The sequence below is a fragment of the Neobacillus sp. WH10 genome, assembly GCF_030123405.1.
In the GTDB taxonomy this organism is placed as follows: domain Bacteria; phylum Bacillota; class Bacilli; order Bacillales; family Cytobacillaceae; genus Neobacillus.
Map to the genome: position 1 here is coordinate 1692648 of NZ_CP126110.1, position 25071 is coordinate 1717718.

Consider the following 25071-nt stretch of genomic DNA (forward strand, 5'->3'; position numbering starts at 1 on the left):
AGTTTATGAAAAATATAGATGTCCAAGAGCAATCAACTATTGACTCTAAAACACTTGAAGATAGGGAATTAGGAACAAAAAACATAAAGAGTTTGTTTTACCGTTATATTTTCCTCGCTATTCTAGGTAACATTTTTTTGGCAGCGCCTTCATTTGTAGACGGAAATATTGTAGGGCAATTGGGTACAAAAGAGATGGCAGGGGTTGGTATTGGTTATACTATACAAGTTCTTTCACGTGCCATAGGTGTACTAATTGGAGTGGGAGCTGGAGCGGTTGTTGCCCTAAGATTGGGCGCTGGCAAAATCGATGAAGCGAGAAGTATTGCTGGTCAATCGATTTGGTTCGGTGTCATCTTGTCAACGGTTATTGCGATCTTTGGTTACATCTATAATGAACCTCTAATGCGTTTTTTTGGCGCGAATGATGCTGCTCTACCGTACGCAATGCAATTTGGAAATCACGCTTGGGTTTTTTTTCCCTTCCAGGTATTAGCGGTTATTCTTAGTGTTCTCGCTATTCTCGATGAACGACCAGGACTTAGCACGTTGAGTTGGTTTGCTGGAGCAGTTTTAGCTGCTACTGTTGAATTAATTCTATATCATAAGTTTCAATATGGAGTAGCAGCCTCAGCTTGGTCTAATAATATTTCTACTTCGTTCCCAAGCGTACTGATTTTTTATTTTATTTTTAGTAAAACTTCATTAAAACCCAAGTTGAAGGACCTTAGAATGAAGCTTAGCAACATGATAGAAGTTAATGCCACTGGTTTTGCCTCATTCTCAATTTCGCTTACTATGTTTATCTCCATTATTGTCATTAATAATTTGTTGGCTTCATTAGGGGGAGAGTTACATGTATCTGCCTTTACAATTCAAAATGGATATATTACTAACTTTCTCGTACTTTTAATTATGGGAATAACAACTGGTATTCAACCTTTAATTAGCTATAATTACGGAGCTAGACTTTATAATCGAGTAAGGGAAGCTACTTCGTTAGGACTTAAATTCACATTCACCATGACTATTTTCTTTACCGTATTATTATTCTTCTTTACTGATTCAATAGTTAGGTTCTTTACAGGAGGAGACGCTGCTTTACAGGATATCGGTGTCTGGTCGACCAGAGTGTTCAACTTTACTTTTCCATTTGCAGCGATCATTTTGCTAATATCATGTTACTTTGAAGCAATCGAGCAAAACATTAAGGCAACATTTATAGCAATAGGGAGATCTTTTATTTTTGCGATTCCACTATTCTATATTCTTTCTGATTTTATGGGGGTTAATGGTGTTTGGTACTCCATTCCCGTTGCGGATGTACTTGCATTTATAGTAGCTATTCTTTTTATGTATAGAGAGTTTAGTAGATTAAGGAAACTTAGTGATAATGAAAAATATAAAGATGTAAAAAAAATAATCTAATTGATTTTGTATTCATTATTATAATGGGATTTCTTATTTCATTTGGTTATTCTGAGGAGGAAGAATTATGGCGTTTGTCGTTAAAAAAATCTCAACTCAAGAATTCGAAAAACTCGGAGTTGATACATGGGAGCCTTGGGAAAACACGACACACAAGGCTCCATGGGAAGTGGAAGCAGCTGAAACATTTTATGTTCTTGATGGAGAAGTAAATATTACAGTTGAAGATATAACTTATAATGTAACAGAAAATATGTTGGTTTCTCTTCCAAAAGGACTTGTTTGCATTTGGGATATTCCGAAATATTTAAAAAAAGTCTACAAGCTAAACTTTGAGCTGGATTATATCGCGAGTGCGAAAACATCTCAGACAGTCCAATGATTTTATGAAGCTTTGATGAAACACACATAAAAGTAAAAGAACAAAGGATATACCTTGAACATACAGGTAATTCACATAGAGATATATTCTTTTATTAAAATGAAAGATAGTAGCAGCCAAGCGCTTCTTTAAAAAAGCCTTGGCTTTTTTAAGCTAATAGGAAAGTATAAATTTTTCAAAATTTATACTTTCCTACCGCATAAGTGCAACTACGCCGATTGTCTTCGCCCTTAGGGGCTTGCCAATCGGCGAGTTTTCTTTATCTGTATCAATATTTGTTACCTTCATGGTAAGTGAAACCACTATTGTTATCAAAAAAAATATATATTAAAATATTTTAAGTAAAAACATTTATTAAAATATCTGAACTAAATATTAGATAAAAGATGACGTGAACTAGTAATTGGAAGTGAATATAATATGAAAAAATATAAAATTGGAGAAGTTAGAAGTGAATTTGGAGTTTCATTAGATGCTTTGCGGTTTTATGAAAAAAAAGGATTTTTAAAGCCTCAAAAAGATAATGAAACAGGTTTCAGGTATTATACTTATGAGGATTTTGGAGTATTTTTATCAATAAAAAATTATCGCCAAATGGGATTTCAAGTTAAAGAAATTGGAAGTATTTTTAATGGCTTAGAATTAGAAGACATTATATCAAGATGTAATAATAAAATAGCTGAAAAAAATGAAGCAATAAAGATGTTAGAATTAGAAACAAAGCTAATTAGCGAATATGTTAGTTTGCTAAAAGAATTTAATATTGAAGATAGGCAATGGTTTATTGAGACAGTCGAAACATACTATCTTCTAAAGCACGTTCATATTGATAAAGGAGATTTATGTGAAAATCCTCTTCTTAAAAAATGGTTAAACTTTCTGCCTATAGTACACCAATCATTATTGATTCTTAAGGATCAATATCAATCCAATAATATTAACGAAAGTTATTGGGTGATGGCTATCCCTGAATCAAAAATGGAGGAATATCAATTACCCTTTGACGATTCTGTTTTAAAAATAGATATGGGAGAATGTTTGAATTATTTATATAAAAAGGATGTTAATGACCCTTTTTCTACATTGATATTAAATGAACCATTAGAGATAATACATAAATTAGGCTACACACTAAATGGGGATGTTTTATGTCGTTACGTTTGTGAAACAAAACATCAAGACAAAACAATCGAGAACTATGTTATTATGTTTCCTATTATTAAAAGCGATGATTAATGAAATAATAGTAATTGGATGTTCTTTTAGATGTATAAATGGAATTTTATTAAAAACAGTATGTAAATGAACTGCACCTCAATTGTTAGCCACAACTAACAATTGGAGGTGCGTTTTTTTATTTTATAAGAAATTTCATAATAAATAAAAATAAAGAAACTTATTGACCCTAGTCTTAGACCATATCATAGTATTGAATTTGTAAAGAAAACGTTTTAAAAGCTCGTAATTATTGCAAAAGTAAAATTTATAATTGGAGGTTTAAAGTATGAGAAAAATTGTTCTTCTATGTAATGCAGGTATGTCTACAAGTATGCTGATGAAAAAAATGAAAGGGTATGCAGAACAATCAAACTATGATTGTGAAATACAGGCTTATGCGTTAGCCGAAGCACAAAATGTTGGTCAAACTGCTGATATTGTTTTATTGGGACCACAAGTTCGATATGCTCTAAATACTGTAAAGACGCAGCTGCCAGGGCAAATTATTGAAGTAATCGATATGGCAGCATATGGAATGTTAGATGGAAAAAAAGTGATCGAACAAGTGAAAAATGCATTAGGGGATTAAAGAATAGGTTTCGTTAACGATTAAAGTTTTTTATACGATTTATTCTTTTCTCCTGAAAAAATATTACTCTAGGAGGTCAAAACTTGAAAAAAAGAAGTAAATTTCCGACATTATGTATGGTTTTGGCTGTTTTTGTAAGTGGTTTAGTGATTTCTGGATGTTCTATGGAAAGTAAAGAAAAAAATTTAAAAGAATCTGATGCAACATTAATAACAAAAGTTTTTCCATATGGAGAGGTTGGTTATGCGGTCGTTTGTGATTTTGGAGATGAAATAGATGGTTCTGAATTAACAAAAGATAGCTTTAAGATCGAGTCGATAATAAATGGAAAAACAGAAAAAAGAACAATAACCAAAGTATATACAAATAATAAAGTTTCATTATCACAATCTTCTAAAGAAGGACAATATGTTGTAATCGAGTTAGATTCAAAGGATGAAAATGCATCTACATCAACATTTGATGAAGAGAAATTTTTAAGTACTCGGAATAATTTAAATTATACTGTAAGTCTTGAGAAAGATTTAAAGACTAAAGATGGGGTGGTTTTTAAATCTTCAGAAAAAAAGGTTAAGATTTCAAACATAAAAACACCTGTAGTAGATGACTTTAAAAAAGCTGTTTATAAAGATGCTTCAGGAAGTATGATGAATTATCGACTATTTGAACCTACAAAAGAACCAAATGAAAAGTATCCATTAGTATTATTCTTACACGGTTCTGGTGAGCGAGGTAATGATAATTATATGCACATGGTTGGCAATGAAGGCGCAGTTGTATGGGCTGCACCAGAACAGCAAGCCAAACACCCTGCCTATGTACTAGCACCTCAAGCTGAAGCAACTGAGGAACTTACAATGTATTGGACAGAAGAACCGAAATATACAACCATGCTAAATTTACTAAAAGACACAATTGAAAAATATGATGTCGATAAAAATCGTATATATGTTGTTGGTATGTCTAATGGAGGAATTGGAACCTGGAATATTATTGAGAAGAACCCTGAATTATTTGCAGCAGCTGTACCTATTTGCGGAATAGGCGATATTAAAGGTTTTAATCTTTCAAATGAATATGAACCGCTAAAAGATTATTCAGCATTTAAGGATATTAAGGATATGCCAATTTGGGTTTTCCATGCAGAGGATGATCCACTAGTTGATGTTAGATATAGCAGGGATGCTGTAAAGGCTATTAAAGAATTAGGTGGAACGTCCATTAAATATACTGAATATCCAAATGGAACGGTCAAGCCTATGGGGCATTTCTCTTGGGTACCAGCTTTACAAGATAAAGAAATGATAAATTGGTTGTTTAGTCAATCAAAATAGCCAGTCTTATTAAAATGAATTAATAGAATACGATCATTACATTAATGTTGAAGATTAAAACATATTTTTGTAACAACACAAGGAGGTTCCATAATGAGAAAAGCATTATTATCATTATGCCTAGTATGTTTGTTAACAGGTTCTTTATTTGGATGTTCCACAAAGGAAAATCAAAAAGCTACAAATACAAAGGAAGCAAAACCCGTTGAACTTTATTTAGTAAGACATGGAAAAACTATGTTGAATTCAACCGATAGAGTTCAAGGTTGGGCAGATTCTCCTCTTACTAAAGAGGGAATAGAAGTAGCTGAATTACTTGGGAAAGGTTTAAAGGACGTTCAATTTGCAAAAGCATACAGTAGTGATAGTGGACGTGCAATAGAAACTGCTCAAATAGTGTTAAATAATAGTGGACAAAAAAATGTTGAATTAATTCAACGTAAAAATTTGCGAGAAGTAAACTTTGGTGAATTTGAAGGTGAGCTTAATCAAAATTTCCATAAAGAACTTGCAAAAGCTAATAATATGACAATGGATGAGTTTATGGAGAATTTCGACGTTGGTATTATGCTTGATACTGCAGCGAAGATTGATAGAAGTAAACAAGCTGAAAGTGCTGAACAAGTTTCCGTGAGAATGAAAAAAGAAGTTGACAAAATTGTAGAAGAAGTAGCTAAAAATGGTGGCGGTGACATTCTAGTAGTATCACATGGTCTATCACTAATGGGATTATTATACACAATATCTCCTGATGCTCTTAATGAACTCGAAGCAGGCCTTAGTAATGCAAGTGTTTCAAAGGTTTTGTATAAAGATGGTAAATATACAGTTGAATCTGTAAATGATATGAGCTATGTAGAAAAAGGGAAAAAAGTAAACTAATCTTAAAATACTATAAGTAGTACATCTTGGAGGTATTTATGAAGTTTTTAGAAGTGATGAGAAATGCACTAGAAAGAATAATTACCCCGCTAACAAATTTTCTTGGAAATAGTAAGGTAGTTAATGCGATTACACAAGGGATGATGATGACAATCCCTGTTACGATAGGTGTTACATTATTCGCTATTTTAGGGAATTTACCATTTGAATGGTGGCAAACATTAATTAAACAAGCAGGTTTATATACCCATATGCAAGACATGATTAGTGCTACATTAAGTTTGTTAGCAGTTTATATGGTAGTGATTATTGCTTATTCCTATGCAAAAGAAGAAGGCTTGAATGGAATGATAGCTGGGGTAATCGCGCTAGGAAGTTTTCTTTGTTTAATGCCAATGTCTGTAACAGTAGGGAAAGAACATATTCCTGCCATTCTTACTCAATATCTTGGCAGTGATGGAATATTTGTTGCAATGTTTGTTGGGGTTCTGACAAGTAAATTATATTGTTACTTAACGAGAAAAAATATTGGGGTAAAGTTGCCAGAATCAGTACCGCCTATGGTATCAGATGCAATTAATCCTGTATTTATTTCAATCATTATCTTTACAATTATTTTCTTTGTAAGAGTGTTATTTGGTTATACACCATATGAAAATGTTTTTAATTTTGTTAGTCAAGTAGTTGCATTACCAGTAAAAGTAATAGGTTCTTCCGTTTGGTCAGTTATTGGTATTTTTACATTTATGAATTTATGTTGGTTCTTTGGTTTACATCCAGCACCAATAATAAATGTATGGTATGGTGCTACAGCACCTCTATTCACTGCTGCGATAACAGCTTTTGCATCAGGAGCTCCTATTTCAGAAATACCTTACTTAGCATTTAGTCTTATGCATTTTGCAGTAATTGTTGGTGGAACAGGAAATACATTAGGTTTAGCAATTAATTTATTGTTTGCAAAATCAGAACAGTATAAATCACTTGGGAAAATCGGTATCGTCCCAAATATCTTTAATATTAATGAGCCTATTGTCTTTGGGTTACCGCTTGTTCTAAATCCAATTTACTTTATACCATTAGTAACATCTACAGTCGTTGGTGGATTAATAGGCATTGTATTCTTAAAAATTACTGGGATATTATCTCGTTTTAATCCTTTAATAGAACTTCCATGGGTAACCCCAGCACCTTTTGCTGGATATGTTTCTGGTGGATGGCTGTTAATGTTAATGATAGTTTTAATAATTATTTCTCAGATTTTATTGTATTATCCTTTCTTTAAAATAGGAGATAAAAAAGCTTATGAGGCAGAACAAAAAGCATTAACAAATAATTAATGATGCTAGGTATAAAATATTTTTTATACCTAACAAATAAAAATGTTTTAGGAGAATAGTTATGGAAACGAATGAATACATTGTATTTCAAATCATCTCAGCAGTAGGCAGTGCTCGTTCATCTTATATTGAAGCAATACAAGAAGCTAAGAAAAGTAATTTTGAACAAGCAAAAAATTTAATGAAAGAAGGAGCTGAAACTTTTATCCAAGGACATAAAGCACATGCTGAACTTATTAGTAAAGAAGCAAATGGTGAAAAAGTAGAAGTTAGCTTATTATTAGCGCATGCTGAAGACCAACTTATGAGTGCCGAAGGATTTAAAGTTATAGCGGAAGAGTTTATTAGCCTTTACGAAAGAATATCTGGTAAATAATAGATTGTTAGTGCGTGTAAATACGAGTAACTCTATTAATATAGCTACAACAAGAAGGGTAGATATATGTTGAATAGTACTTTTAAAAAAGATTTTTTATGGGGAGCCTCTACAAGTGCTTACCAAGTAGAAGGCGCCTATAATGTGGATGGCAAAGGACCTTCTATTCAAGATGTGAAGGGTATTCCCGAAGGGACATCAGATTTTAAAGTTTGTAGTGACCATTATCACAATTATAAAGAAGATATAATGCTTTTTTCAGAGTTGGGGTTAAAAACATATAGATTCTCTATTGCTTGGACACGTATTTTTCCTGATGGAGACGGAGAAATAAATGAAAAAGGTATTATGTTTTATAATAATCTAATAAATGAATTAATTAAGCATAACATCACACCATTAGTAACTATGTATCATTTTGATTTACCATATGCCTTAGAGAAGAAGGGTGGATGGAGTAATCGAGCTACTATTGATGCTTTTGTGAATTATTGCAAGGTGCTTTTTGAACGTTTTGGAGATAGAGTTAAGTATTGGTTAACAATTAATGAACAAAATATGATGATATTACATGGTGGAGCAATTGGGACATCTGATGTATCACAAAAAGAGTTATATCAACAAAATCATCATATGCTCTTAGCAGAGGCTAGAGTAACGAACTTATGTCATCAGTTAGTACCGGATGGAAAAATTGGTCCTGCTCCAAATATTAGTTATGTTTATCCAAAAACGTGTAAACCAAATGATATTATTGCAGCTCAAAATTGTAACGCTATACGCAACTGGTTATATTTAGACATGGCTGTATATGGACGCTATAACAAAATAGCGTGGAGCTTTATGAAAAGTAAAAAAATGGAACCTGTAATTTTAGATGGAGATATGGAAATATTGGCCAGCTCAAAGCCGGATTATATTGCCTTTAATTACTATTCTTCTATTACTGTTTGTGAGTATGATGAGAATTTTGTGTTTGAAGATATTGGTGATCAGCAAATAGAAGTAGGAGAAGAAGGCTTCTTTATGGGAGATGACAATGAATATCTCGAATTATCAGACTTTGGTTGGGAAATTGACCCTGTTGGATTTAGGGTGACATTAAGAGAAGTGAGTGAACGCTATAATCTACCCATTATTATTACTGAGAATGGTATAGGGGCATACGACAAGGTTAACGAAGATGGCTCTATTGTAGATGACTACCGAATAGATTATTTAAGTAAACATATAGAACAAATGGAGTTGGCAATTTCAGATGGTGTTGATGTTATTGGTTATTGTCCTTGGGCAGCAATCGATCTAATTTCTACTCATCAAGGATTTAGGAAAAGATATGGTTTTATATATGTAAATCGTGATGAAAATGATTTAAAAGATTTAAAAAGAATAAAGAAAAAAAGTTTTCATTGGTATCAACAAGTTATTCTATCTAATGGTATAGACCGTTAATGTATTCTAGATAAGAAACCTACTATTCATTAGAATAGACGAAGCAGGAGTTGTGTTATATACATTTTGTTTTCATAAGGAAAACTGGGTGATTTTTTCTAACATATATGTGTCTATTAGATTTTAAAGGTATCTCTATTAGCAAGTATGAATAGGGATACCTTTATTTTTGTAAAAATATTTTGCCACATCCAGACCAATGTCTAGATAATATACGGAGGTCCATACCTATATGACTGTGTGGGTGATTAAAAAAATGTTCTGTATAGTTAGGTGTCAGGGGATTCAATAGTGAAACTTATGTAATATGTAAAAAATCTTGCAAGACCTAACAACTTTATAAGGTATTTTATAGGTAAATACACATTTTTGTGAGTACAAGTTGATAGGACAATGCCTAAAGAATAGGATGTTGTGAGATTAAAAAGTAAAGGAGTTCATTTTATGTATCCTAGTCATATGCATCTGTATACTAACAATCCATATAGTCAGGAAACTAAATATTATTCTACTCCATCCCAAGTGAAGAATTATTATCATACAACCCTTGATGAAAGACAATTTGGAACATCTTTTCCCCAATTGGGACCACCACAAGGACCACCTGGGTTTCCACCACCGGGTCAAGGGCCAGAGGTTGGACAGCCAACTGCACCACCGCCAAGTGCACCACCGCCATCTTTTGTTCCAGCACAAACACAACAAGCACAAACCTTTGCAGTGGATCCAGGCAGTATTAGAAGATGTTTATTCAGATATACGTATGTATGGCTAAGAAATTTTCAGCAATTTTGGTTTTATCCAACATTCGTTGGTCGAACCTCGGTCGCAGGGTGGCGTTGGACTGGCAATAGATGGGTTTATTTCGGAATAAGCTTACGACAAATTCAATCGTTTACTTGTTTTTAATAAGAGACTATTTGTTAAGTAATCTAACAATCATTAAATGCCATACATGTCAAAAGGTATAATTACTAAAAAATGAGTGATTTATACCTTTTTTCTAGTTTATTCCTATTTAAAAAGTTTGATTGACAAGTTTTTCACTTGAAATTAAGAAGCAGTTGAAGTGGAGAAATAACCCCTTTATGTTGCTTTTGACCAAACATTGATCAGAGAAAAGGCATGAATTTTCCATGCCGATTGTTTTTTTAGTTTATCTAAAACCCCAGTATTGGTAATAATGATGTTCGTATGGGATATGTTGGTGATTGATGCAATTCTTTTGAAGATGATAAGGTTGATTTAAATACTGCTGAGGTATATTTTCATTTTCTCTATTGCAGTTCTTGTATGGACCTATATATGTTGTGGGTTTTACTGGTGCAATTGCTTCTTTCCAGTTATTTTCATCAAGACAATAGGTATGCGACATAATATTTGTAGGAGTAAATTTTAAAATGTCAGAACCTAAAATAACTTCTGGAGTTGGTGCATCAAAAATGGCTAAAAGATGAGTGTTATTTTCAGTAGCTACTTCATAATGCCACCAACCTTGAGGAATGTTTGCCACTTGTCCTGGGGTAATGGAGTAATTGAGAATATGTTTGGTATATGGGTTCAGCATCGATACAGTTGCCGCACCAGAAATACAATAGACTAGCTCTGCGGCATTTTGGTGATAGTGCGGTTCTACAACATTATTAGCACTTAAGAAAATGTCTAAAAGAGACACATTTTCTTAAGTATTTAACTGTTTCACACCTAATACGTTAATAAAGTTATTATGATCCTTTTTAAACAAGGGACTATTATTTACGTCAAATACGTATTGAGTTGATGGAGAAGTGTAATCAATATATGAAACCATAATTTTCTTCACCTCTTACATTAGCAATTAAACCTCTATAGGCATTTTATGTACTCATAATTTGTTTGTGTGCGTAGTTATTAAGAAAAAATTAGTGTGCTTCCACAATTATTTAATTATAGTAGTAAGGTTGCTTATTCAATTAACCGGGTGCTTGAGTTGAAGATCCAGGAATTTAGTGATAATTGGTTTTAATGTAATTCAATTTATAAAGTATACAAATACAAGTTTACAAGTCTAAACTGTAAGTGTATGATATGAAGGTACTTTATCCATTATATTTACAAGGAGTTGATATTTTTTGAGTAGTCGAAGTTGTAACGAACCTGATCCCAGGTCGTACAAAGGGGAAGTTAATAACGTACCATTCCTCAGTAGGTTGATTACAGATAAAAAAATCAACTCTTTTCTATGGGTGGGGCATTTTTGACTTCCTCAATACAAATGAGGAGGTTATATTGATGTTGAACATTTATTTGACAAATGAACATGGAATACTTGAAGAAACAACAGAAATTACTAAAGGCTGCTGGGTTAATCTAATATCACCTACAGAACAAGAGATTAACGATGTGGCTAATAAAGCACAAATTCCTTTAGACTTTCTAAAAGATCCATTAGACGAAGAAGAACGTTCAAGGATTGAAAAAGATGATGATAATGTATTAATCATTGTCAATCTACCTTTAATGTCAAAGGACGATAGTGGTTTAGACATATATGATACGATCCCATTAGGAATGATTATCGCTAATGGTTGTTTTATAACCGTTTGTTTGAAAGACAATCCGATTTTTCATATGTTTGTTCAGAATAAAGTAAAGCAATTTTTTACATTCAAAAAAACAAGATTTTCATTCCAGATTCTTTATTTAATTGCGACTTCGTTTCTTAAAAATTTAAAATTAATTAACAAAAAGACAGATGAAATTGAAAAAGAATTACATCAGTCAATGAAAAACAAGGAACTCTTTACGTTATTAAATTTGGAAAAAAGTTTAGTTTATATCACGACTTCTTTAAAATCAAATAACATCGTTATGCAGAAAATGTTAAAAAGCAATTACTTAAAAATGTTTGAAGATGACAAGGAACTGTTAGAGGATGTAATTGTTGAAAATCAACAAGCTATTGAGATGGCTGAAACGCATTCATCGATTTTAAGTGGTATGATGGATGCTTTTGCATCAGTTATTTCAAATAACTTAAATATTGTAATGAAATTTTTGACATCTTTTACTATAATCCTAGCTTTACCTACAATGGTTGCGAGTTTTTATGGTATGAATGTTCCATTACCATTTCAACATTACAAGTACGGATTTTTGATTGCTATCATAATTTCCATTGTATTAGCCAGTTCTACTGCAATTATATTCTGGAAAAAACGATTCTTCTAAATGGTTTGAAAAGCCTATGGTTCTTTTGAAAGAACCACAGGCTTTTTTCTTTAGGTATATCACTTGAACCAGCTTTTACGCCATATTCTGTATCAGAATTATAAAAGTACTCATATAATGGAGTTGAATAAGTTAGCAAGACTTTAGGTGTTCACAGCTAATTCCATTTTTGAAAGAAATAAAAAAACACGCTATTTATTTTTAGCGTGTGGAGAATGTAGAAATCATTATTTAATACGACTTTAATAAAATCAACTGTATGTTCATCTCTTGATAGGTTTATTCTTTTTAGGACACCATACTAAACAATTCGTCAATTTGATTAATTAGCATCTCCAAGAAATCCTCATTTTCATAGGAGTTTAATAAATCCTTTTCATTAAGGATATATATTGGTTTCTCTTCCCTAGATTTAGCTTGATATAAAGGAGAATTAACTACAGACCACTCACCATCTTTCCATATGGCGATTTGACCAAAATTTCCTTCTAAAATAACTTCACGAAAGGCATCTTTTCCCTGTAATTCCAGGTCAATGTCCAAATTTATCCCTCCAAATAAGAGTTCACATTTATTATATATATAAATTATAAAAAAGCAAATGTAAATTCAAAATTGATAGAATTAAAAAAAGTTGAACAAGGATAACCTTAAAAACTTGACCCGATGGCAAAAACGCCTATGGAGGTAACCAGTCTGAAATACGTGGTTGTAGGATTCCTAGTTAATTATTCAGCATTTGATTCACTTACATGGTTAGCTTCACTACAATTCAAATGAAAAAGAAAAGTAATTCATGTTTTAATAAGTGTTATAAACGTTTTCACATGTTTCAGCTGTAGGTTCGTAAAAACAATGGTTTTTGTATCTTCCTACAAATGGCTGGTCGTACCAGGTTTGTGGACAATCACCAGGAGGTTTAAAATACCACAAACTGAATTTTCCTGGCCAGAACCTTTCTCCATCAACAGACCGACGCGCTAAACGTTTTTCTTGTTCTCTAGCTCTTTGATAAAAATACCCATGCTGTACTGCTTCGAATGCATGAGGCTGATAGACCATATCCGGGATCGTTCTTATTCCAATAAAGTCACTACAATTTGCCCTTATTCGGTTTATTCCAACGTTCCCTACAAGCAGCATCCCTTGTTCTCCCTCTCCTTCAGCTTCTGCCCGAAGTAATCTTGCTAAGAGATCAATATCTGAACTTGTTGCTTTTACTACTGCCATCCAATTCCCCCCTTGGCTTGAACCCACTAGCTAACCAATTAAGACGTAATTTTTTGTTACCACGGCTTACAAAAATATTCCTATTTAAGTATTATATGTCTTATTACAAAAATTAAGTTCTTGTTTTGAGTAAATGTTAAAGAACAATACGTATATGAATCCGGTATATCATATCCAAACAGTAAAAGGTTAGTCTTAAATAGGTGACTACGACAAAAATGGGGGTATCAAATACGTAAAGCTAGATGACATCTGCCGTTTCTGGGCAGATGCCTTTAATGTTATGACCTGCATATATGTTTTATTTATTGTTTTTTAATAGAGAACACGCCATAAGTAAAATGTCGCATACGCTTGCCAATTGGCCCACCTGGATGCAAGCTTTAAGAGTTCTTCCTTTGTCGGCTTTTTCTCTGAACCGGTTAGATGTTTGATGGCGTTATGCAGTCCGACGTCGTCAATGGGAAAAGCTGAGGTATGTCGTAAGCAGCGCATCAGTACATAGTTTGCTGTCCAAGGACCTATCCCGCGGATTTTGATTAAACTTTTTTCAGCATTTATAAGAGTTTCCATTCCCAATAATTTTTCTTTCGATAATTCCCCGCTGGCCATTAATCGGGCAATGCCGATAATATATTCACTCTTTTTTACGGTCATTTTTATATCTGCCAGATCTCCAGGGGATAATTTAGCGATTTGTTCATAAGAGGGAAAAACCCAATAGTTCCTGCCGCTCCATTCGATAGAATCACCAAACTTTTCGACAAATTGTCTCTTTAAAGTATAGGCAAATGCTAGATTAATTTGCTGACCTAAAACTCCCCAGCAGAGGGCCTCAAATAAATCAGGGACGCCGATTAATCGTAAACCGTGAAATTCTTGGACAGGCCAATTAAGGAGCGGGTCTGCTTTTGCCATTTTGTAAAATGGGATTAACTCGCGATCAAGATCAAACCATTCACGTATGAATCTGATAACCTCTGCACGCTCCGACTGATTAAGAGGGTTAGAAACTTTTAAAAACTGAACAATCATCTGATTTTGTTCAGTTACTTTAATCTGCACTAAAGTTCGTTTTTTGCCAACAACAATGATCCTGGTAATAATTGTATGTTCGACCTCAAACATACACTCATTCTTGTTCCGCTCTAAATAACCAAGATTTGCATTTAAATTAAAATCTGCCGGCAATTCAATGATGATTTCTCCATTAACATCTTCCAAAAAATCATTCGTTTTTTGTACTTCTGACACTTGGATCCCTCCAGATCTTTTTCTACTTATTATTGCAAAAAATAATTTCAATATCTTGCTTTTTTATTCTGGAAAACCTACATTCTGTTAGAACTGGAGCTATAATAATTGAGAGGTGGTCTAAATGGGAATAGAGTTTCATAAGGATCCTCGTGATGGAATAATGACAGATGAAAAATGGCAGGCCATAATCGGCAACGATACATCATACAATAATCTATTTTTTTATGGTGTTAAGACTACGGGAATTTTCTGTAAACCATCATGCAAATCACGAGTTCCTAAGAAAGAAAATGTTCGTATTTTTCAAAGTGCTGAACAAGCACTAACTGAGAATTTTCGTCCGTGTAAACGCTGTAAACCCACGAATGAACGCTTACCAGATAATGAATGGGTTGCACTAATTACAGAATACATTAGTAGAAATTATAATAAAAAGCTCACGCTTGAAACATTGGCAGATATTAGCCATGGAAGTCCCTATCATTTACACCGGACTTTTAAAAAGATTATCGGTACCACGCCAGTTGAATATATTCAACAGCTTAGAATAAATACGGCAAAAAAATATTTGCATCAGTCGGATCGATCGATTGCGGATATAGCGAAGTTAGTAGGAATGTCAAATACACCCTATTTTATTACATTGTTTAAAAAAATGACGGGTCATACACCCGCACAATTTCGAAATGAAAAATCGGAGGAATGGCAAAATGAAAGCAATGAATAAAACAGCTATATATTGGTCACTGCTCAATTATAAAGATTGGAACCTATATATTGCTGCAACAAAGAAAGGGCTATGTTACGTAGGCTCACAAAATAAGCAATTTGAAGAACTGTCTGTTTGGGCAGAGAAACGGTTTCCGGACAGTCCTCTAGTAGAAGACAGGGAGAAGCTATTGCCTTTTGCAGATGAACTAATTGAATATTTTGATAGGAAACGTAAGGATTTTACTGTTCCATTTGATTTCCATGGAACGGAGTTTCAAGTTGCTGTATGGAACGCTCTTTGTGAAATTCCTTTTGGAGAGACTAGAGTATATTCTGACATTGCGAACCGTATAAATAAGCCAGCAGCAGTCCGTGCAGTCGGAACGGCAATTGGTGCTAATCCAGTGTTAATTACTGTGCCTTGTCATCGTGTTGTTGGAAAAAATGGCTCTCTGACTGGCTATCGGGGTGGTTTGGAGATGAAGACACAACTCCTAGAGTTAGAGAAGCAAAGTTCAACTAGCGTTGATTGTAATTAAAAGAACAACCACTTCCCTTTGTTCAAGTAAGCGTTGTATTATTAATATACTGCCTTTCAAGAGTATAATGAAATTGAATACACTACAAGGAGGGACTCAAATGAAATACATAAACATCGCAAACACTGATTTACAAGTATCTAACATGATCATGGGTAATATGCGTTTAACACAGTTATCTTTGCCTGAAGCTGAAAAGTTAATCCGGACAGCATTGGATGAAGGGATTAATTTCTTTGACCATGCAGATATCTATGGGAAGGGACAGTGTGAGGAGATTTTTTCCGAAGCGATTCAAATGAATTCCAGCATACGTGAAAAAATGATCCTGCAAAGTAAATGCGGTATAATTTCTCCAGAAGGCTATTTTGATTTTTCGAAAGAGCATATCATTGAGTCCGTTAACGGTATATTAAAGCGATTAAAAACCGATTATCTTGATATATTGCTTCTTCATCGTCCTGATCCACTAATGGAGCCTGCTGAGGTAGCTGAGGCGTTTGAAGATCTTCATACGAGCGGCAAGGTAAAGCATTTTGGTGTATCAAACCATAATCCGGCCCAGATAGAACTTTTACAAAAATACCTCCCTTATAAACTGGTGGTAAATCAACTTCAATTCAGTATTGCTCACACACCAATGATTGACTCGGGTATTACCCTTAACATGAAGAATGACCAAGCGATTAACCGTGACAGCAGCATTTTGGAATATTGCCGTCTGCATGATATCACAATGCAAGCATGGTCCCCATACCAGCACGGCTTCTTTGAAGGTTCGTTTTTAGGTGATGTAGAAAGGTTTCCAAAGCTGAACGAGGTGGTAGACAGTATTGCCGAGAAATATGGCGTTACGAACACAGCGATAGCTACTGCCTGGATTACTCGTCATCCAGCTAACATTCAGGTGGTTCTTGGAACGACCAATGCAGAGCGAATGAAAGACGCATGTAAGGGGGCAGAAATTAGATTATCAAGAGAAGAATGGTATCAAATATATAAAGCTGCAGGGAATATCGTACCTTAATAATGATGGTGTGGGAATTCTTGTCCATAGGATGAGGATTTTCCACGCCATTTTTATTATGCTTTTAAAACCACACGCTCTGCGTGTGTGCAAACGAAACTTCAAGAGTTGTATTAGAAGAGAAAAAATCTCCAATCGTTATAATAGAAGATGGCCGTCAAACCAACTTCAATAACGAGAGGAGATCATGCTCATGTCGAGCGACAATAGTTTATCACATACAAGATGGAATTGTAAGTATCACATCGTGTTCATCCCAAAATATAGAAGGAAAATTATTTATGGGAAACTAAGAAAGGAAATAGGTGCGATTCTAAGAAGACTATGTGAAATGAAAGATGTAGAAATTATTGAAGCACATGCAATGCCAGACCATATTCACATGTTAGTCAAAATACCACCGAAAATGTCAGTTTCGTATTTCATGGGATATTTAAAGGGAAAGAGTTCCTTGATGATCCATGATAGACATGCAAATTTAAAATACAATTATGGTAATCGAACATTTTGGGCAAAAGGATATTATGTAAGTACAGTTGGATTAAATGAAAAAACGATAGCAAAGTATATTCGGGAACAGGAAGCAGAGGATCGTTTGCGCGACAACATGAGCAAGCGAGAATACGTTGATCCATTTAAAGATAAATAGTGGAGATAAACGGTTGACGGTCAATTAAGAGGCCCCTTCAGGGGCTTTGTTGGTAAAGTGCCCTTATAGGGCGAAATTAAAACCGCCCGTTTTACGGGCGGATACTTACTTTAAACTACATTTAAAAAAACTGACGGCTTACAACTATATTTTTATCAGATTTGCAAGATTGAACCTTCGGAACAGTGAAATAAGGACTGTTCATTTTTATAAACGGAACAGGATAGATACGAGTAGATGAAATCTACAGCTCTATCCTTTTTTTATGAAAACAAATGCCTAATAGAAAAAAGAAAAATGGTAATAACCTTTAATAAGTAATTGACAAAATATTCAAATTTATTATAAGATACTGGTATTACCACTATTGATAACTTGTAATACCACTTCGACCTGGAGGTAAATTTGTGTAATGGAAAAGGAACGTTCTTCAGATATTATTGAAAAGCATTTGTGCAAGGCTGTAATGGCGGGTGACTATCCAATAGGGAGTCCACTGCCTTCGGAAAGGGAACTCGCAAAAGAATTCGGAGTTGGCCGTCCTACAATTAGGGAGGCACTACAGCGGTTAGGGAGGGATGGATGGCTTACGATCAGGCAGGGACAGCCAGCGGTTGTAAATGATTATTGGCACGATGGCAATCTAACAACACTTGCTCATATTATCCAAAATCATGATTTTGTTAGCGACGAATTTATTGTTCACTTGTTGGAAATAAGGAAATCACTGACGCCAACGTATGTTCATGATGCAGTTGAATGGAATCGGCCAAAAGTGGTTGCCTTGCTTGCTGATTTAGACCAACTGAACGACGATTCTAATAGCTATGCAAACTATGATTGGAATTTACAGAAAGGCCTAGCCGTTCTTTCGCCAAATCCGGTTTATTTATTGATTTTAAACAGCTTCAATTCCTTTTATATAAAAATGGCTCAGAGATATTTTTCAACAGGGGAGCATAGAAGAGTATCACTTGAATATTACCAAGACCTTTTAGCGGCTTCATTAAATGGAACACCTGAAGAGGCTGAAAAGATTGCAAAAGAGGCGATGGAGAAAAGCTTGATGCTTTGGAAGAACCGTTCAGAAAAAAACTAAGGTGGAGGCGATTTAAATGAAAGTCAAGTATCTAAAACAATTCTTATCCTTTCCGGATATTTTCGTTATGAGTCTCATTTTCCTCATTTGTTTTGGCTTTATGTTTTCTCACTTGTCGTCATTAGGGACTTGGGTCTCTTTTGTATTGGGAATGGCAGGCTATATAATAAGTGAATATATGACACATCGGTTTCTCTTCCATATGAAACCGCCCAAGAATGCATTCTTTTTAAAGTTACTTAAACGAATCCATTATGACCATCACTCAGACCCCAACAATTTACATCTATTATTTTTACCACTTTGGTACAGCTTGCCTAATATTATCGTTGTTGGCGGAATTGTTTACTTTATTACAGCTAGCCTTATCATCACGAATGCCTTTATCACAGGAGTTATTCTATTTCTATTATATTATGAATGGGTACATTACCGAGCACATCGCCCATTCCAGCCGTTATCCCCTTGGGGCCGCTGGATGAAAAAAATCCATTTATGGCATCATTTCAAAAATGAAAATTTCTGGTATGGTGTAACGAATCCTTCTATGGATATTATCATGGGAACCTTTAAAGACCAGAAAGAGGTTAAATTAAGTAAAACCACCAAGAATCTTGAGAAACGTTGTGATCAGGATTTCCATTTATAATGAGAGGGATTTTTTGTAAAATAAAAGAAGCAATGGATCATAGAAGAAAAACGAATATGCCAATAAAAAATAGCGCAAACATGCCTTAAAATGAGCAAACGGCAAAATAAAGGAGTCTAAAACAAGGTAATTTTACAAACTGTTGATTCATTTGAAATATAGAAAACGGGCTGAATTCCTGATTCAGCCCGTTTTAATAATGCAAATTTGTGAGTTAGAATTTAAAAATATATATGGTTAGGAAACAGAGGTTTTTGGAAGCATGTATTCTAATTCAGCCAGCTTTTGAATCTCCATATATAAAATATGATGTTCTTCCATTTCCTTTATTCTAAAGGAATAACCATCTAAATCTATCCGGTCATCTTTTTTGGCATCGAATTTCTTAGAAAGAAACCAACCTCCAATTGTGTCTAAATCCTTATTCAAAATAGATGTGCCTAGAAGGTCGTTAACAGTTTCAATTAGAACCTTCCCACTCACAATATAATGCTGATCGTTAATTTTACGGATCTCTGGAATTTCATCCGTATCGAATTCATCTCGTATATCTCCAACAATTTCTTCGATGATATCTTCAACTGTTATAAGACCAGAAGTACCTCCAAATTCATCCAAAAGGATGGCCAACTGGGTTCTTTCTTTTTGCATTTTCAGTAGTAAATTTTGAATTGGTATGGTTTCAATCACGCAAATTACCTGTTTAATATAAGGTGTAATCGACCTATTTTTTTCCGAATCATGTGATATTTTGGAAGTTAAGATATCCTTGATGTTCAGGATTCCAATTATGTTATCTTTATCACCGTTAATGACAGGATAACGTGTATATTTTTGTTCTTTAATTAGTGAAATTATATTTTCAGGGTGATCGTCGATAGATATACTTACCATTTCAGTCCTAGGTACCATAATTTCTTTGGCAATCCGATTATTAAAATCAAAAACATTATTCACATAGGTTAATTCCGATTCGTTAATTTCCCCGCTTTGATAACTTTCAGAAAGAATTATCCTCAGCTCTTCTTCCGAATGGGCCAATTCGTTTTCGGTGGCTGGTTTTAGCCCGAATAACCCGGTGATCTTTCTGGAGGAAGTATTAAGTAGCCAGATGAAGGGGTAAAACAATTTATAAAACCAAATCATCGGCTTTGCAAAAATAAGTGTAATTGTTTCTGCCTTTTGAATTGCAAAGGATTTAGGAGCTAATTCTCCGACAACTACATTGATAAATGTTACGAGAACAAAGGCAATGACGATAGATAATATATTACTAACTGAACTATTTAAATGAATTTTATTAAATAGAGGCTGCAATAGTTTTGATACAGTTGGTTCTCCCAGCACACCTAAGCCCAGGGCAGTAACGGTAATTCCGAGCTGACAGGCTGATAAATATTCATCTAAGTGCGTAACCACATGCTTGGCAGCAGTTGCTCCTCTTCTTCCTTCTTTAATTAGTTGATCGATACGTGTGCCTCTTACTTTTACGATTGCAAATTCTACCGCTACAAAAAATGCAGTTAATGCAATGAAGATGGCAATGATGATCAGGTTTACTATGTCCAAATGGTTGGCCTTAACACAATAAGGCCTACACCCCCAGTCGTAATATTCATTTAATATTAATTTAGTAATCTACTAAATTGCTTTGTTTGAACATGAACTATAGTTCAATTATTACATAAAACTATTAAGTATGTCAAAAAACATGAACTATAGTTCATGTTTTTTGAAGTTAATTAATAGAAATCAGGCATCATTTACCAAAATTATGAAACTTTTACATCGTTTTGTCGTATACTTAATAGGAATATTTACATATGTGGAAATAGGGGTGTTGAAAATGGAATTACAAAAAGAAGTGGATTTACAGAAAGAAAAACCTAGTTTGTTGGGAATGTTTATTAGCCCTGGTCTTCAATTTGAAAGAATTAAGGGAAACCCGAAATTTTGGGTGCCGTTAATCATTATTAGTATCCTTTATGTAATAGGAACGACCTTTATGGCACTATCAATGAATGAATCTATTTTTATTGATCAAGGGGTGCCAGAAGATCAAATTGACATAGCTTTAATGTTTGCCAAGGTAACGGTTGCTATAACAGGAGTTTTAATGCCTATTTTTGGTGTCCTGATTAGCAGTGCAATCCAATTGGCGATTGCAAGGTTGGCAAGTTCAACAGTTTCATTTAAACAGTTATTGTCAATGAATACTTTTATTATGATAATCGGGGCAGCAGGCCTTATTTTAAACAATGCAATAAGATACGCAATAGGTGGAAACATTTATATATATATTACTAGTTTAGCAGGGCTGCTGAATCAAGAGAAAGCTGGAGTCTTAGGATCAATCGAAGTATTCGGAATCTGGTCATTAGTTTTAACGGCGATTGGGCTTCATAAAACAGCTGAATTTTCAAAAGGGCTGGCCTGGACAATTGCAATTTTGATCTTCTTAATCCAAATTGGTTTTGGATTGATAGGTACTTTATCACAAGGAGTGCCCAAACTTTAATCTATGAAATTCAAATAGCTGAAGAAACAGATCAGATAAGTGAAAGGAGAATAGGGCAAAGGAGGGCGGTCCTCCTTTAGCTTTTAAACGATGAGGTACTCTCTGCCTTTGCCCGCAATATGATGAAAAAGAAAACGTGGATTATGCTGAGCGTTATCAGCTTGATTGTCCTTATGATTTCAATCAGTGTTTACCGGCAGGTTTTTGCCAAAGGACCTTCCGTAAAAACAGCTCAAATCAAACAGGAGGAAATTTCTTCGCTGTTAATGATCCCAGGTACAGTAAAACTTCAAGAGGAACAAATTGTTTATCCCGCCCCTGATAAAGGGGAGCTGAAGGAATTGCTTGTAGAAGAAGGGCAAACAGTCAAGAAGGGAACTGTCTTAGCAAAACTTCAAAATCCTCAGCTTGACTTAGAAATAGAGCAAAACAAATTGGCGATTGAATCGGCAAATTTGAAGATTAACCAACTTGATAAAAAAATTAAGGAGTTAAAAGACAAAGAAAAGACTCTTGGCGACCAAGTCGGTAAGGAAGAAGCAAAGAAACAGATTGCTCCGGAACAAGAACAGCTTGAAATGGAAAAGAAATTAGCAAATTTGGATTTAAAGCAAACTTCACTCCAAAAGGATATGATCAGCAAGCGCCAAGCTGAATTAGAGATTAAGAGTACCATAGATGGAGTGGTTTTATCGGCGAAAAAACCTGCCTCTACGTCCATGGAAGGAACTATGTCTGAACCTATTTTACATATTGGCAAGCTCGAAGGAATGACAGCTGCCGGACTTTTATCTGAATACGACACATTAAAGGTTAGCAGCGGACAGAAAGTTATGTTAAAATCTGACGCAGTATCTGGGCAGGAGTGGCAAGGGGAAATCACTAAGATTGCCATTCTCCCTCAGCAAATCCAAGCAGGCATGCAAAATGGAAGCCAGGCTGTCCAATACCCTGTTACAGTAAAAATTTCAGGTGATACAAAAGAGCTAAAGCCAGGTTTCCAAGTTATTATGGAAATTGAAACTGAGAAAAGGTCTGCCATGGTTCTTCCAATCGATGCGGTGCATGATGATGGTGATAAGCCTTTTGTGTTTATCGTAAAGGATGGAAAAGCCCATAAGCAAAAGGTAAAAACGGGTATTACCTCCGGAGAGAAGATTGAAATTCTTGAAGGTGTAGCAAAAGGAGACCAAGTTATTGTTAGTGGACCCGACAATCTTAAGAATGGGTTGGAAGTGACAGTCAAATGATCCAGCTTGAATCAATCACAAAATCGTTTTTACTTGGTAAAGAAAGTGTGCATGTACTAAATGGGATTAGCCTAGACATCAAGAAAGGTGAATTTGTTGCCATAATGGGTCCTTCAGGCTCAGGGAAATCGACTTTGATGAATATCATCGGCTGTTTGGATAAGCCAACTAAAGGTGAATATTATCTGGGCGGTGAAAATGTATCGCATTATAATGACAAGGAATTAGCCCGGGTTAGAAATCAATCCATCGGCTTTGTCTTCCAGCAATTCCATCTGCTGCCACGTTTGTCAGCATTGAAAAATGTTGAACTTCCAATGATTTATGCAGGAATAGCAAAAAAAGAGCGCCAGGACCGAGCAGAAGAGGCATTAGTGAAAGTAGGACTGGCTGACCGGATGGACCATCTTCCAAATGCTTTATCAGGCGGACAAAAGCAGCGGGTGGCCATTGCCAGATCGATTGTTAATAAACCTAAACTTATCTTAGCGGATGAGCCGACAGGAGCACTTGATACGAAAACAAGCATGGATATCATGGAACAATTCCGGGAGCTTAATATGGAAGGTGTAACCGTTATTGTCGTTACCCATGAATCGGAAGTGGCGGAGTATGCAAACAGGACGATTATGGTTAGGGACGGAGTGATCCAGTCCCCTGCTTCGATGGATCGGGGGAGATTGATATGAGTTTTATAGAAAACCTTTCCATGGCATTAAGTTCTCTTAAAGCACATAAGATGCGCAGTGTACTTACGATGCTTGGGATTATTATTGGGGTGGGAGCTGTCATTATCGTTGTGGCCATCGGGCAAGGGGGAGAAGCAATGTTGAAATCGCAGATTACCGGTCCGGGGAATACGATTGAAATGTTTTATCAGCCTTCAGATGAAGAAATTCGGGCGAACCCAAACGTCTATATGCAGGCTCCGTTTAAGCAAGAGGATATACGTGCTCTTGAACAAATACCGGAAATTAAGCGAGTTGTTGCCACAAGCACGAAAGTATCTTCATCCAGATTTCAAAAAAATTCAGTAGATGTGTCGACAACTGGTATTAATCAGCCTTACTTACAGTTAAATGAGTTAAAGGTCGCTAAGGGAAGAAGTTTCACTTCTGCTGATTTTCTTGGCGGAAGACGTGCTGGGCTAATTAGCAATAAATTGCAGGAAGAATTATTTAAAGAGGAAAACCCTGTCGGGAAAGTTATGATGATTGCCAATCAGCCAATCGAAATCATTGGTGTCTTGGAAAAGCCGACCGGACTCCTTTCATTTGGTTCCATGGAGGTATATCTTCCGTTCCAAACATGGAGAAATATTTATGGCAGCAGTGATTTTACCCAGGTAACTCTACAAGTAGCGTCTGCCGAGCAGCTGCAAGCTGCTGGTAAAAAAGCGGCAAAGCTTTTAAATAATATGCATAATACAGAAAAATCCTATCAGGTTATTAATATGGAAGAAATCGCCCAAGGAATAGGTCAGATTACAAAAATTATGACCTTGATTATCGGGAGTATTGCCGGTATCTCTTTATTTGTCGGAGGCATTGGGGTAATGAATATAATGCTGGTTTCGGTAACAGAAAGGACAAGAGAAATTGGAATCCGCATGGCACTTGGAGCAACCCGTGGCCAGGTCTTGACGCAATTTCTCATTGAATCCATGACTCTAACTTTAATAGGCGGCATTCTGGGGATTTTTCTCGGATGGGGGGCATCCGCAGTAGTAAGCTTCTTTGCCGGCTGGCCATCCTTGGTTTCATGGCAAGTGGTATTAGGCGGTGTTTTATTCTCCATGGTTATTGGTGTTTTGTTCGGCTTACTTCCTGCGAACAAGGCTTCCAAGCTTGATCCGATTGAATCACTTCGATATGAATAGTCGGTAAATATTGGTATGTTGTGAGGCGCATAATTTTTTGCGCCTCATTTTTG

The 25071-nt window shown here is 35.1% G+C and carries 26 protein-coding genes; 21 read left to right on the forward strand and 5 right to left on the reverse strand.

The genetic code is table 11. From position 1 onward, the window contains the following. The first annotated feature begins 5 nt into the window (after nt 1-5). The 10 genes from QNH20_RS07945 to QNH20_RS07990 all read left to right on the forward strand — a co-directional run bounded on the left by QNH20_RS07945 (nt 6) and on the right by QNH20_RS07990 (nt 9909). On the forward strand, nt 6-1427 hold the full coding sequence (locus QNH20_RS07945; protein WP_283922351.1) for an MATE family efflux transporter: 1422 nt from the start codon (nt 6-8) through the stop codon (nt 1425-1427). Between the two features lie 67 nt (nt 1428-1494). After that, nucleotides 1495-1809 (forward strand): cupin domain-containing protein, encoded by a 315-nt coding sequence (locus QNH20_RS07950; RefSeq protein ID WP_283922352.1) that lies wholly within the window; start codon nt 1495-1497, stop codon nt 1807-1809. 420 nt (nt 1810-2229) lie between these two features. Further along, the gene (locus tag QNH20_RS07955; RefSeq protein WP_283922353.1) at nt 2230-3045 is read left to right on the forward strand and encodes a MerR family transcriptional regulator; all 816 of its coding nucleotides are present in this window, start codon (nt 2230-2232) and stop codon (nt 3043-3045) included. Between the two features lie 268 nt (nt 3046-3313). Then, complete coding sequence (locus tag QNH20_RS07960; protein ID WP_283922354.1) at nt 3314-3616, forward strand: PTS sugar transporter subunit IIB; 303 nt, start codon at nt 3314-3316, stop codon at nt 3614-3616. Nucleotides 3617-3732: 116 nt separating this feature from the next. Next, complete coding sequence (locus QNH20_RS07965) at nt 3733-4950, forward strand: prolyl oligopeptidase family serine peptidase (protein WP_349632716.1); 1218 nt, start codon at nt 3733-3735, stop codon at nt 4948-4950. 93 nt (nt 4951-5043) lie between these two features. After that, nucleotides 5044-5832: a histidine phosphatase family protein gene (locus QNH20_RS07970; RefSeq protein WP_283922356.1), complete on the forward strand. Its 789-nt coding sequence runs from the start codon at nt 5044-5046 to the stop codon at nt 5830-5832. A 38-nt stretch (nt 5833-5870) separates the two neighbouring features. Next, nucleotides 5871-7172: a PTS sugar transporter subunit IIC gene (locus QNH20_RS07975; protein WP_283922357.1), complete on the forward strand. Its 1302-nt coding sequence runs from the start codon at nt 5871-5873 to the stop codon at nt 7170-7172. Between the two features lie 61 nt (nt 7173-7233). After that, nucleotides 7234-7548, forward strand: coding sequence for a PTS sugar transporter subunit IIA (locus QNH20_RS07980; protein ID WP_283922358.1), 315 nt, complete (start codon nt 7234-7236; stop codon nt 7546-7548). 66 nt (nt 7549-7614) lie between these two features. Next, nucleotides 7615-9000, forward strand: coding sequence for a glycoside hydrolase family 1 protein (locus QNH20_RS07985; protein ID WP_283922359.1), 1386 nt, complete (start codon nt 7615-7617; stop codon nt 8998-9000). Between the two features lie 444 nt (nt 9001-9444). Then, a complete protein-coding gene (locus tag QNH20_RS07990; RefSeq protein ID WP_283922360.1) occupies nt 9445-9909 on the forward strand; it encodes a hypothetical protein in 465 nt (154 codons plus the stop codon). A gap of 247 nt (nt 9910-10156) precedes the next feature. Here the strand turns inward: QNH20_RS07990 and QNH20_RS07995 are convergent, their stop codons facing one another. Continuing rightward, nucleotides 10157-10675: a cupin domain-containing protein gene (locus QNH20_RS07995; protein WP_283922361.1), complete on the reverse strand. Its 519-nt coding sequence runs from the start codon at nt 10673-10675 to the stop codon at nt 10157-10159. Between the two features lie 596 nt (nt 10676-11271). On the opposite strand from QNH20_RS07995, the gene QNH20_RS08000 reads away from it, so the two are divergent. After that, complete coding sequence (locus QNH20_RS08000; RefSeq protein WP_283922362.1) at nt 11272-12210, forward strand: magnesium transporter CorA family protein; 939 nt, start codon at nt 11272-11274, stop codon at nt 12208-12210. A 288-nt stretch (nt 12211-12498) separates the two neighbouring features. On the opposite strand, the gene QNH20_RS08005 is transcribed toward QNH20_RS08000, so the two are convergent. The 3 genes from QNH20_RS08005 to QNH20_RS08015 all read right to left on the reverse strand — a co-directional run bounded on the left by QNH20_RS08005 (nt 12499) and on the right by QNH20_RS08015 (nt 14694). Next, nucleotides 12499-12753, reverse strand: a complete 255-nt coding sequence (locus QNH20_RS08005) for a hypothetical protein (RefSeq protein WP_283922363.1) — start codon at nt 12751-12753, stop codon at nt 12499-12501. 258 nt (nt 12754-13011) lie between these two features. Beyond that, complete coding sequence (locus QNH20_RS08010; RefSeq protein ID WP_283922364.1) at nt 13012-13440, reverse strand: cell wall hydrolase; 429 nt, start codon at nt 13438-13440, stop codon at nt 13012-13014. A gap of 315 nt (nt 13441-13755) precedes the next feature. After that, nucleotides 13756-14694 (reverse strand): DNA-3-methyladenine glycosylase family protein, encoded by a 939-nt coding sequence (locus tag QNH20_RS08015; RefSeq protein WP_283922365.1) that lies wholly within the window; start codon nt 14692-14694, stop codon nt 13756-13758. Between the two features lie 124 nt (nt 14695-14818). Between QNH20_RS08015 and QNH20_RS08020 the strand changes: the two genes are divergently transcribed. From QNH20_RS08020 to QNH20_RS08045, 6 genes are all read left to right on the forward strand, one after another. Beyond that, entirely contained in the window at nt 14819-15424 is a 606-nt protein-coding gene (locus QNH20_RS08020) for a bifunctional transcriptional activator/DNA repair enzyme AdaA (protein ID WP_283922366.1), read from the forward strand. Further along, nucleotides 15408-15947 carry a methylated-DNA--[protein]-cysteine S-methyltransferase gene (locus QNH20_RS08025; RefSeq protein WP_283922367.1) on the forward strand — a complete coding sequence of 180 codons (540 nt, stop codon included), beginning with the start codon at nt 15408-15410 and terminating at the stop codon, nt 15945-15947. The genes QNH20_RS08020 and QNH20_RS08025 overlap by 17 nt, the downstream gene beginning before the upstream one ends. Before the next feature lie 100 nt (nt 15948-16047). After that, entirely contained in the window at nt 16048-16974 is a 927-nt protein-coding gene (locus QNH20_RS08030; RefSeq protein ID WP_283922368.1) for an aldo/keto reductase, read from the forward strand. Nucleotides 16975-17167: 193 nt separating this feature from the next. Continuing rightward, on the forward strand, nt 17168-17623 hold the full coding sequence (gene tnpA, locus QNH20_RS08035; protein ID WP_283922369.1) for an IS200/IS605 family transposase: 456 nt from the start codon (nt 17168-17170) through the stop codon (nt 17621-17623). A gap of 412 nt (nt 17624-18035) precedes the next feature. Beyond that, entirely contained in the window at nt 18036-18722 is a 687-nt protein-coding gene (locus tag QNH20_RS08040) for a GntR family transcriptional regulator (protein ID WP_283922370.1), read from the forward strand. Between the two features lie 16 nt (nt 18723-18738). Then, nucleotides 18739-19371: a sterol desaturase family protein gene (locus QNH20_RS08045; RefSeq protein ID WP_283922371.1), complete on the forward strand. Its 633-nt coding sequence runs from the start codon at nt 18739-18741 to the stop codon at nt 19369-19371. Nucleotides 19372-19608: 237 nt separating this feature from the next. Here QNH20_RS08045 and QNH20_RS08050 read toward each other — a convergent pair whose 3' ends face one another. Next, complete coding sequence (locus QNH20_RS08050) at nt 19609-20940, reverse strand: hemolysin family protein (RefSeq protein WP_283922372.1); 1332 nt, start codon at nt 20938-20940, stop codon at nt 19609-19611. A gap of 277 nt (nt 20941-21217) precedes the next feature. Between QNH20_RS08050 and yknW the strand changes: the two genes are divergently transcribed. From yknW to QNH20_RS08070, 4 genes are all read left to right on the forward strand, one after another. Beyond that, on the forward strand, nt 21218-21889 hold the full coding sequence (gene yknW / locus QNH20_RS08055) for a YknW family membrane protein (protein WP_283922373.1): 672 nt from the start codon (nt 21218-21220) through the stop codon (nt 21887-21889). Between the two features lie 143 nt (nt 21890-22032). Then, nucleotides 22033-23139: an efflux RND transporter periplasmic adaptor subunit gene (locus tag QNH20_RS08060; protein ID WP_283922374.1), complete on the forward strand. Its 1107-nt coding sequence runs from the start codon at nt 22033-22035 to the stop codon at nt 23137-23139. Further along, complete coding sequence (locus QNH20_RS08065) at nt 23136-23828, forward strand: ABC transporter ATP-binding protein (RefSeq protein WP_283922375.1); 693 nt, start codon at nt 23136-23138, stop codon at nt 23826-23828. Before QNH20_RS08060 ends, QNH20_RS08065 begins: the two co-directional genes overlap by 4 nt. Beyond that, nucleotides 23825-25018, forward strand: a complete 1194-nt coding sequence (locus QNH20_RS08070) for an ABC transporter permease (RefSeq protein ID WP_283922376.1) — start codon at nt 23825-23827, stop codon at nt 25016-25018. Before QNH20_RS08065 ends, QNH20_RS08070 begins: the two co-directional genes overlap by 4 nt. Nucleotides 25019-25071 lie beyond the last annotated feature (53 nt).

What these genes read in the sequence shown, in the direction of transcription:
- QNH20_RS07985 (WP_283922359.1), top strand. Translation starts at nt 7,615, where the DNA reads ATGTTGAATAGTACTTTTAAAAAAGATTTTTTATGGGGAGCCTCTACA.
- QNH20_RS07960 (WP_283922354.1), top strand. Translation starts at nt 3,314, where the DNA reads ATGAGAAAAATTGTTCTTCTATGTAATGCAGGTATGTCTACAAGTATG.
- QNH20_RS08000 (WP_283922362.1), top strand. Translation starts at nt 11,272, where the DNA reads ATGTTGAACATTTATTTGACAAATGAACATGGAATACTTGAAGAAACA.
- QNH20_RS07950 (WP_283922352.1), top strand. Translation starts at nt 1,495, where the DNA reads ATGGCGTTTGTCGTTAAAAAAATCTCAACTCAAGAATTCGAAAAACTC.
- QNH20_RS07970 (WP_283922356.1), top strand. Translation starts at nt 5,044, where the DNA reads ATGAGAAAAGCATTATTATCATTATGCCTAGTATGTTTGTTAACAGGT.
- QNH20_RS08065 (WP_283922375.1), top strand. Translation starts at nt 23,136, where the DNA reads ATGATCCAGCTTGAATCAATCACAAAATCGTTTTTACTTGGTAAAGAA.
- QNH20_RS07980 (WP_283922358.1), top strand. Translation starts at nt 7,234, where the DNA reads ATGGAAACGAATGAATACATTGTATTTCAAATCATCTCAGCAGTAGGC.
- QNH20_RS07965 (WP_349632716.1), top strand. Translation starts at nt 3,733, where the DNA reads ATGGTTTTGGCTGTTTTTGTAAGTGGTTTAGTGATTTCTGGATGTTCT.
- tnpA (WP_283922369.1), top strand. Translation starts at nt 17,168, where the DNA reads ATGTCGAGCGACAATAGTTTATCACATACAAGATGGAATTGTAAGTAT.
- QNH20_RS08060 (WP_283922374.1), top strand. Translation starts at nt 22,033, where the DNA reads ATGCTGAGCGTTATCAGCTTGATTGTCCTTATGATTTCAATCAGTGTT.
- QNH20_RS07990 (WP_283922360.1), top strand. Translation starts at nt 9,445, where the DNA reads ATGTATCCTAGTCATATGCATCTGTATACTAACAATCCATATAGTCAG.
- QNH20_RS08010 (WP_283922364.1), bottom strand. Translation starts at nt 13,440, where the DNA reads ATGGCAGTAGTAAAAGCAACAAGTTCAGATATTGATCTCTTAGCAAGA.
- QNH20_RS07955 (WP_283922353.1), top strand. Translation starts at nt 2,230, where the DNA reads ATGAAAAAATATAAAATTGGAGAAGTTAGAAGTGAATTTGGAGTTTCA.
- QNH20_RS08025 (WP_283922367.1), top strand. Translation starts at nt 15,408, where the DNA reads ATGAAAGCAATGAATAAAACAGCTATATATTGGTCACTGCTCAATTAT.
- QNH20_RS07945 (WP_283922351.1), top strand. Translation starts at nt 6, where the DNA reads ATGAAAAATATAGATGTCCAAGAGCAATCAACTATTGACTCTAAAACA.
- QNH20_RS08070 (WP_283922376.1), top strand. Translation starts at nt 23,825, where the DNA reads ATGAGTTTTATAGAAAACCTTTCCATGGCATTAAGTTCTCTTAAAGCA.
- QNH20_RS08045 (WP_283922371.1), top strand. Translation starts at nt 18,739, where the DNA reads ATGAAAGTCAAGTATCTAAAACAATTCTTATCCTTTCCGGATATTTTC.
- QNH20_RS08040 (WP_283922370.1), top strand. Translation starts at nt 18,036, where the DNA reads ATGGAAAAGGAACGTTCTTCAGATATTATTGAAAAGCATTTGTGCAAG.
- QNH20_RS07975 (WP_283922357.1), top strand. Translation starts at nt 5,871, where the DNA reads ATGAAGTTTTTAGAAGTGATGAGAAATGCACTAGAAAGAATAATTACC.
- QNH20_RS08030 (WP_283922368.1), top strand. Translation starts at nt 16,048, where the DNA reads ATGAAATACATAAACATCGCAAACACTGATTTACAAGTATCTAACATG.
- QNH20_RS08020 (WP_283922366.1), top strand. Translation starts at nt 14,819, where the DNA reads ATGGGAATAGAGTTTCATAAGGATCCTCGTGATGGAATAATGACAGAT.
- yknW (WP_283922373.1), top strand. Translation starts at nt 21,218, where the DNA reads ATGGAATTACAAAAAGAAGTGGATTTACAGAAAGAAAAACCTAGTTTG.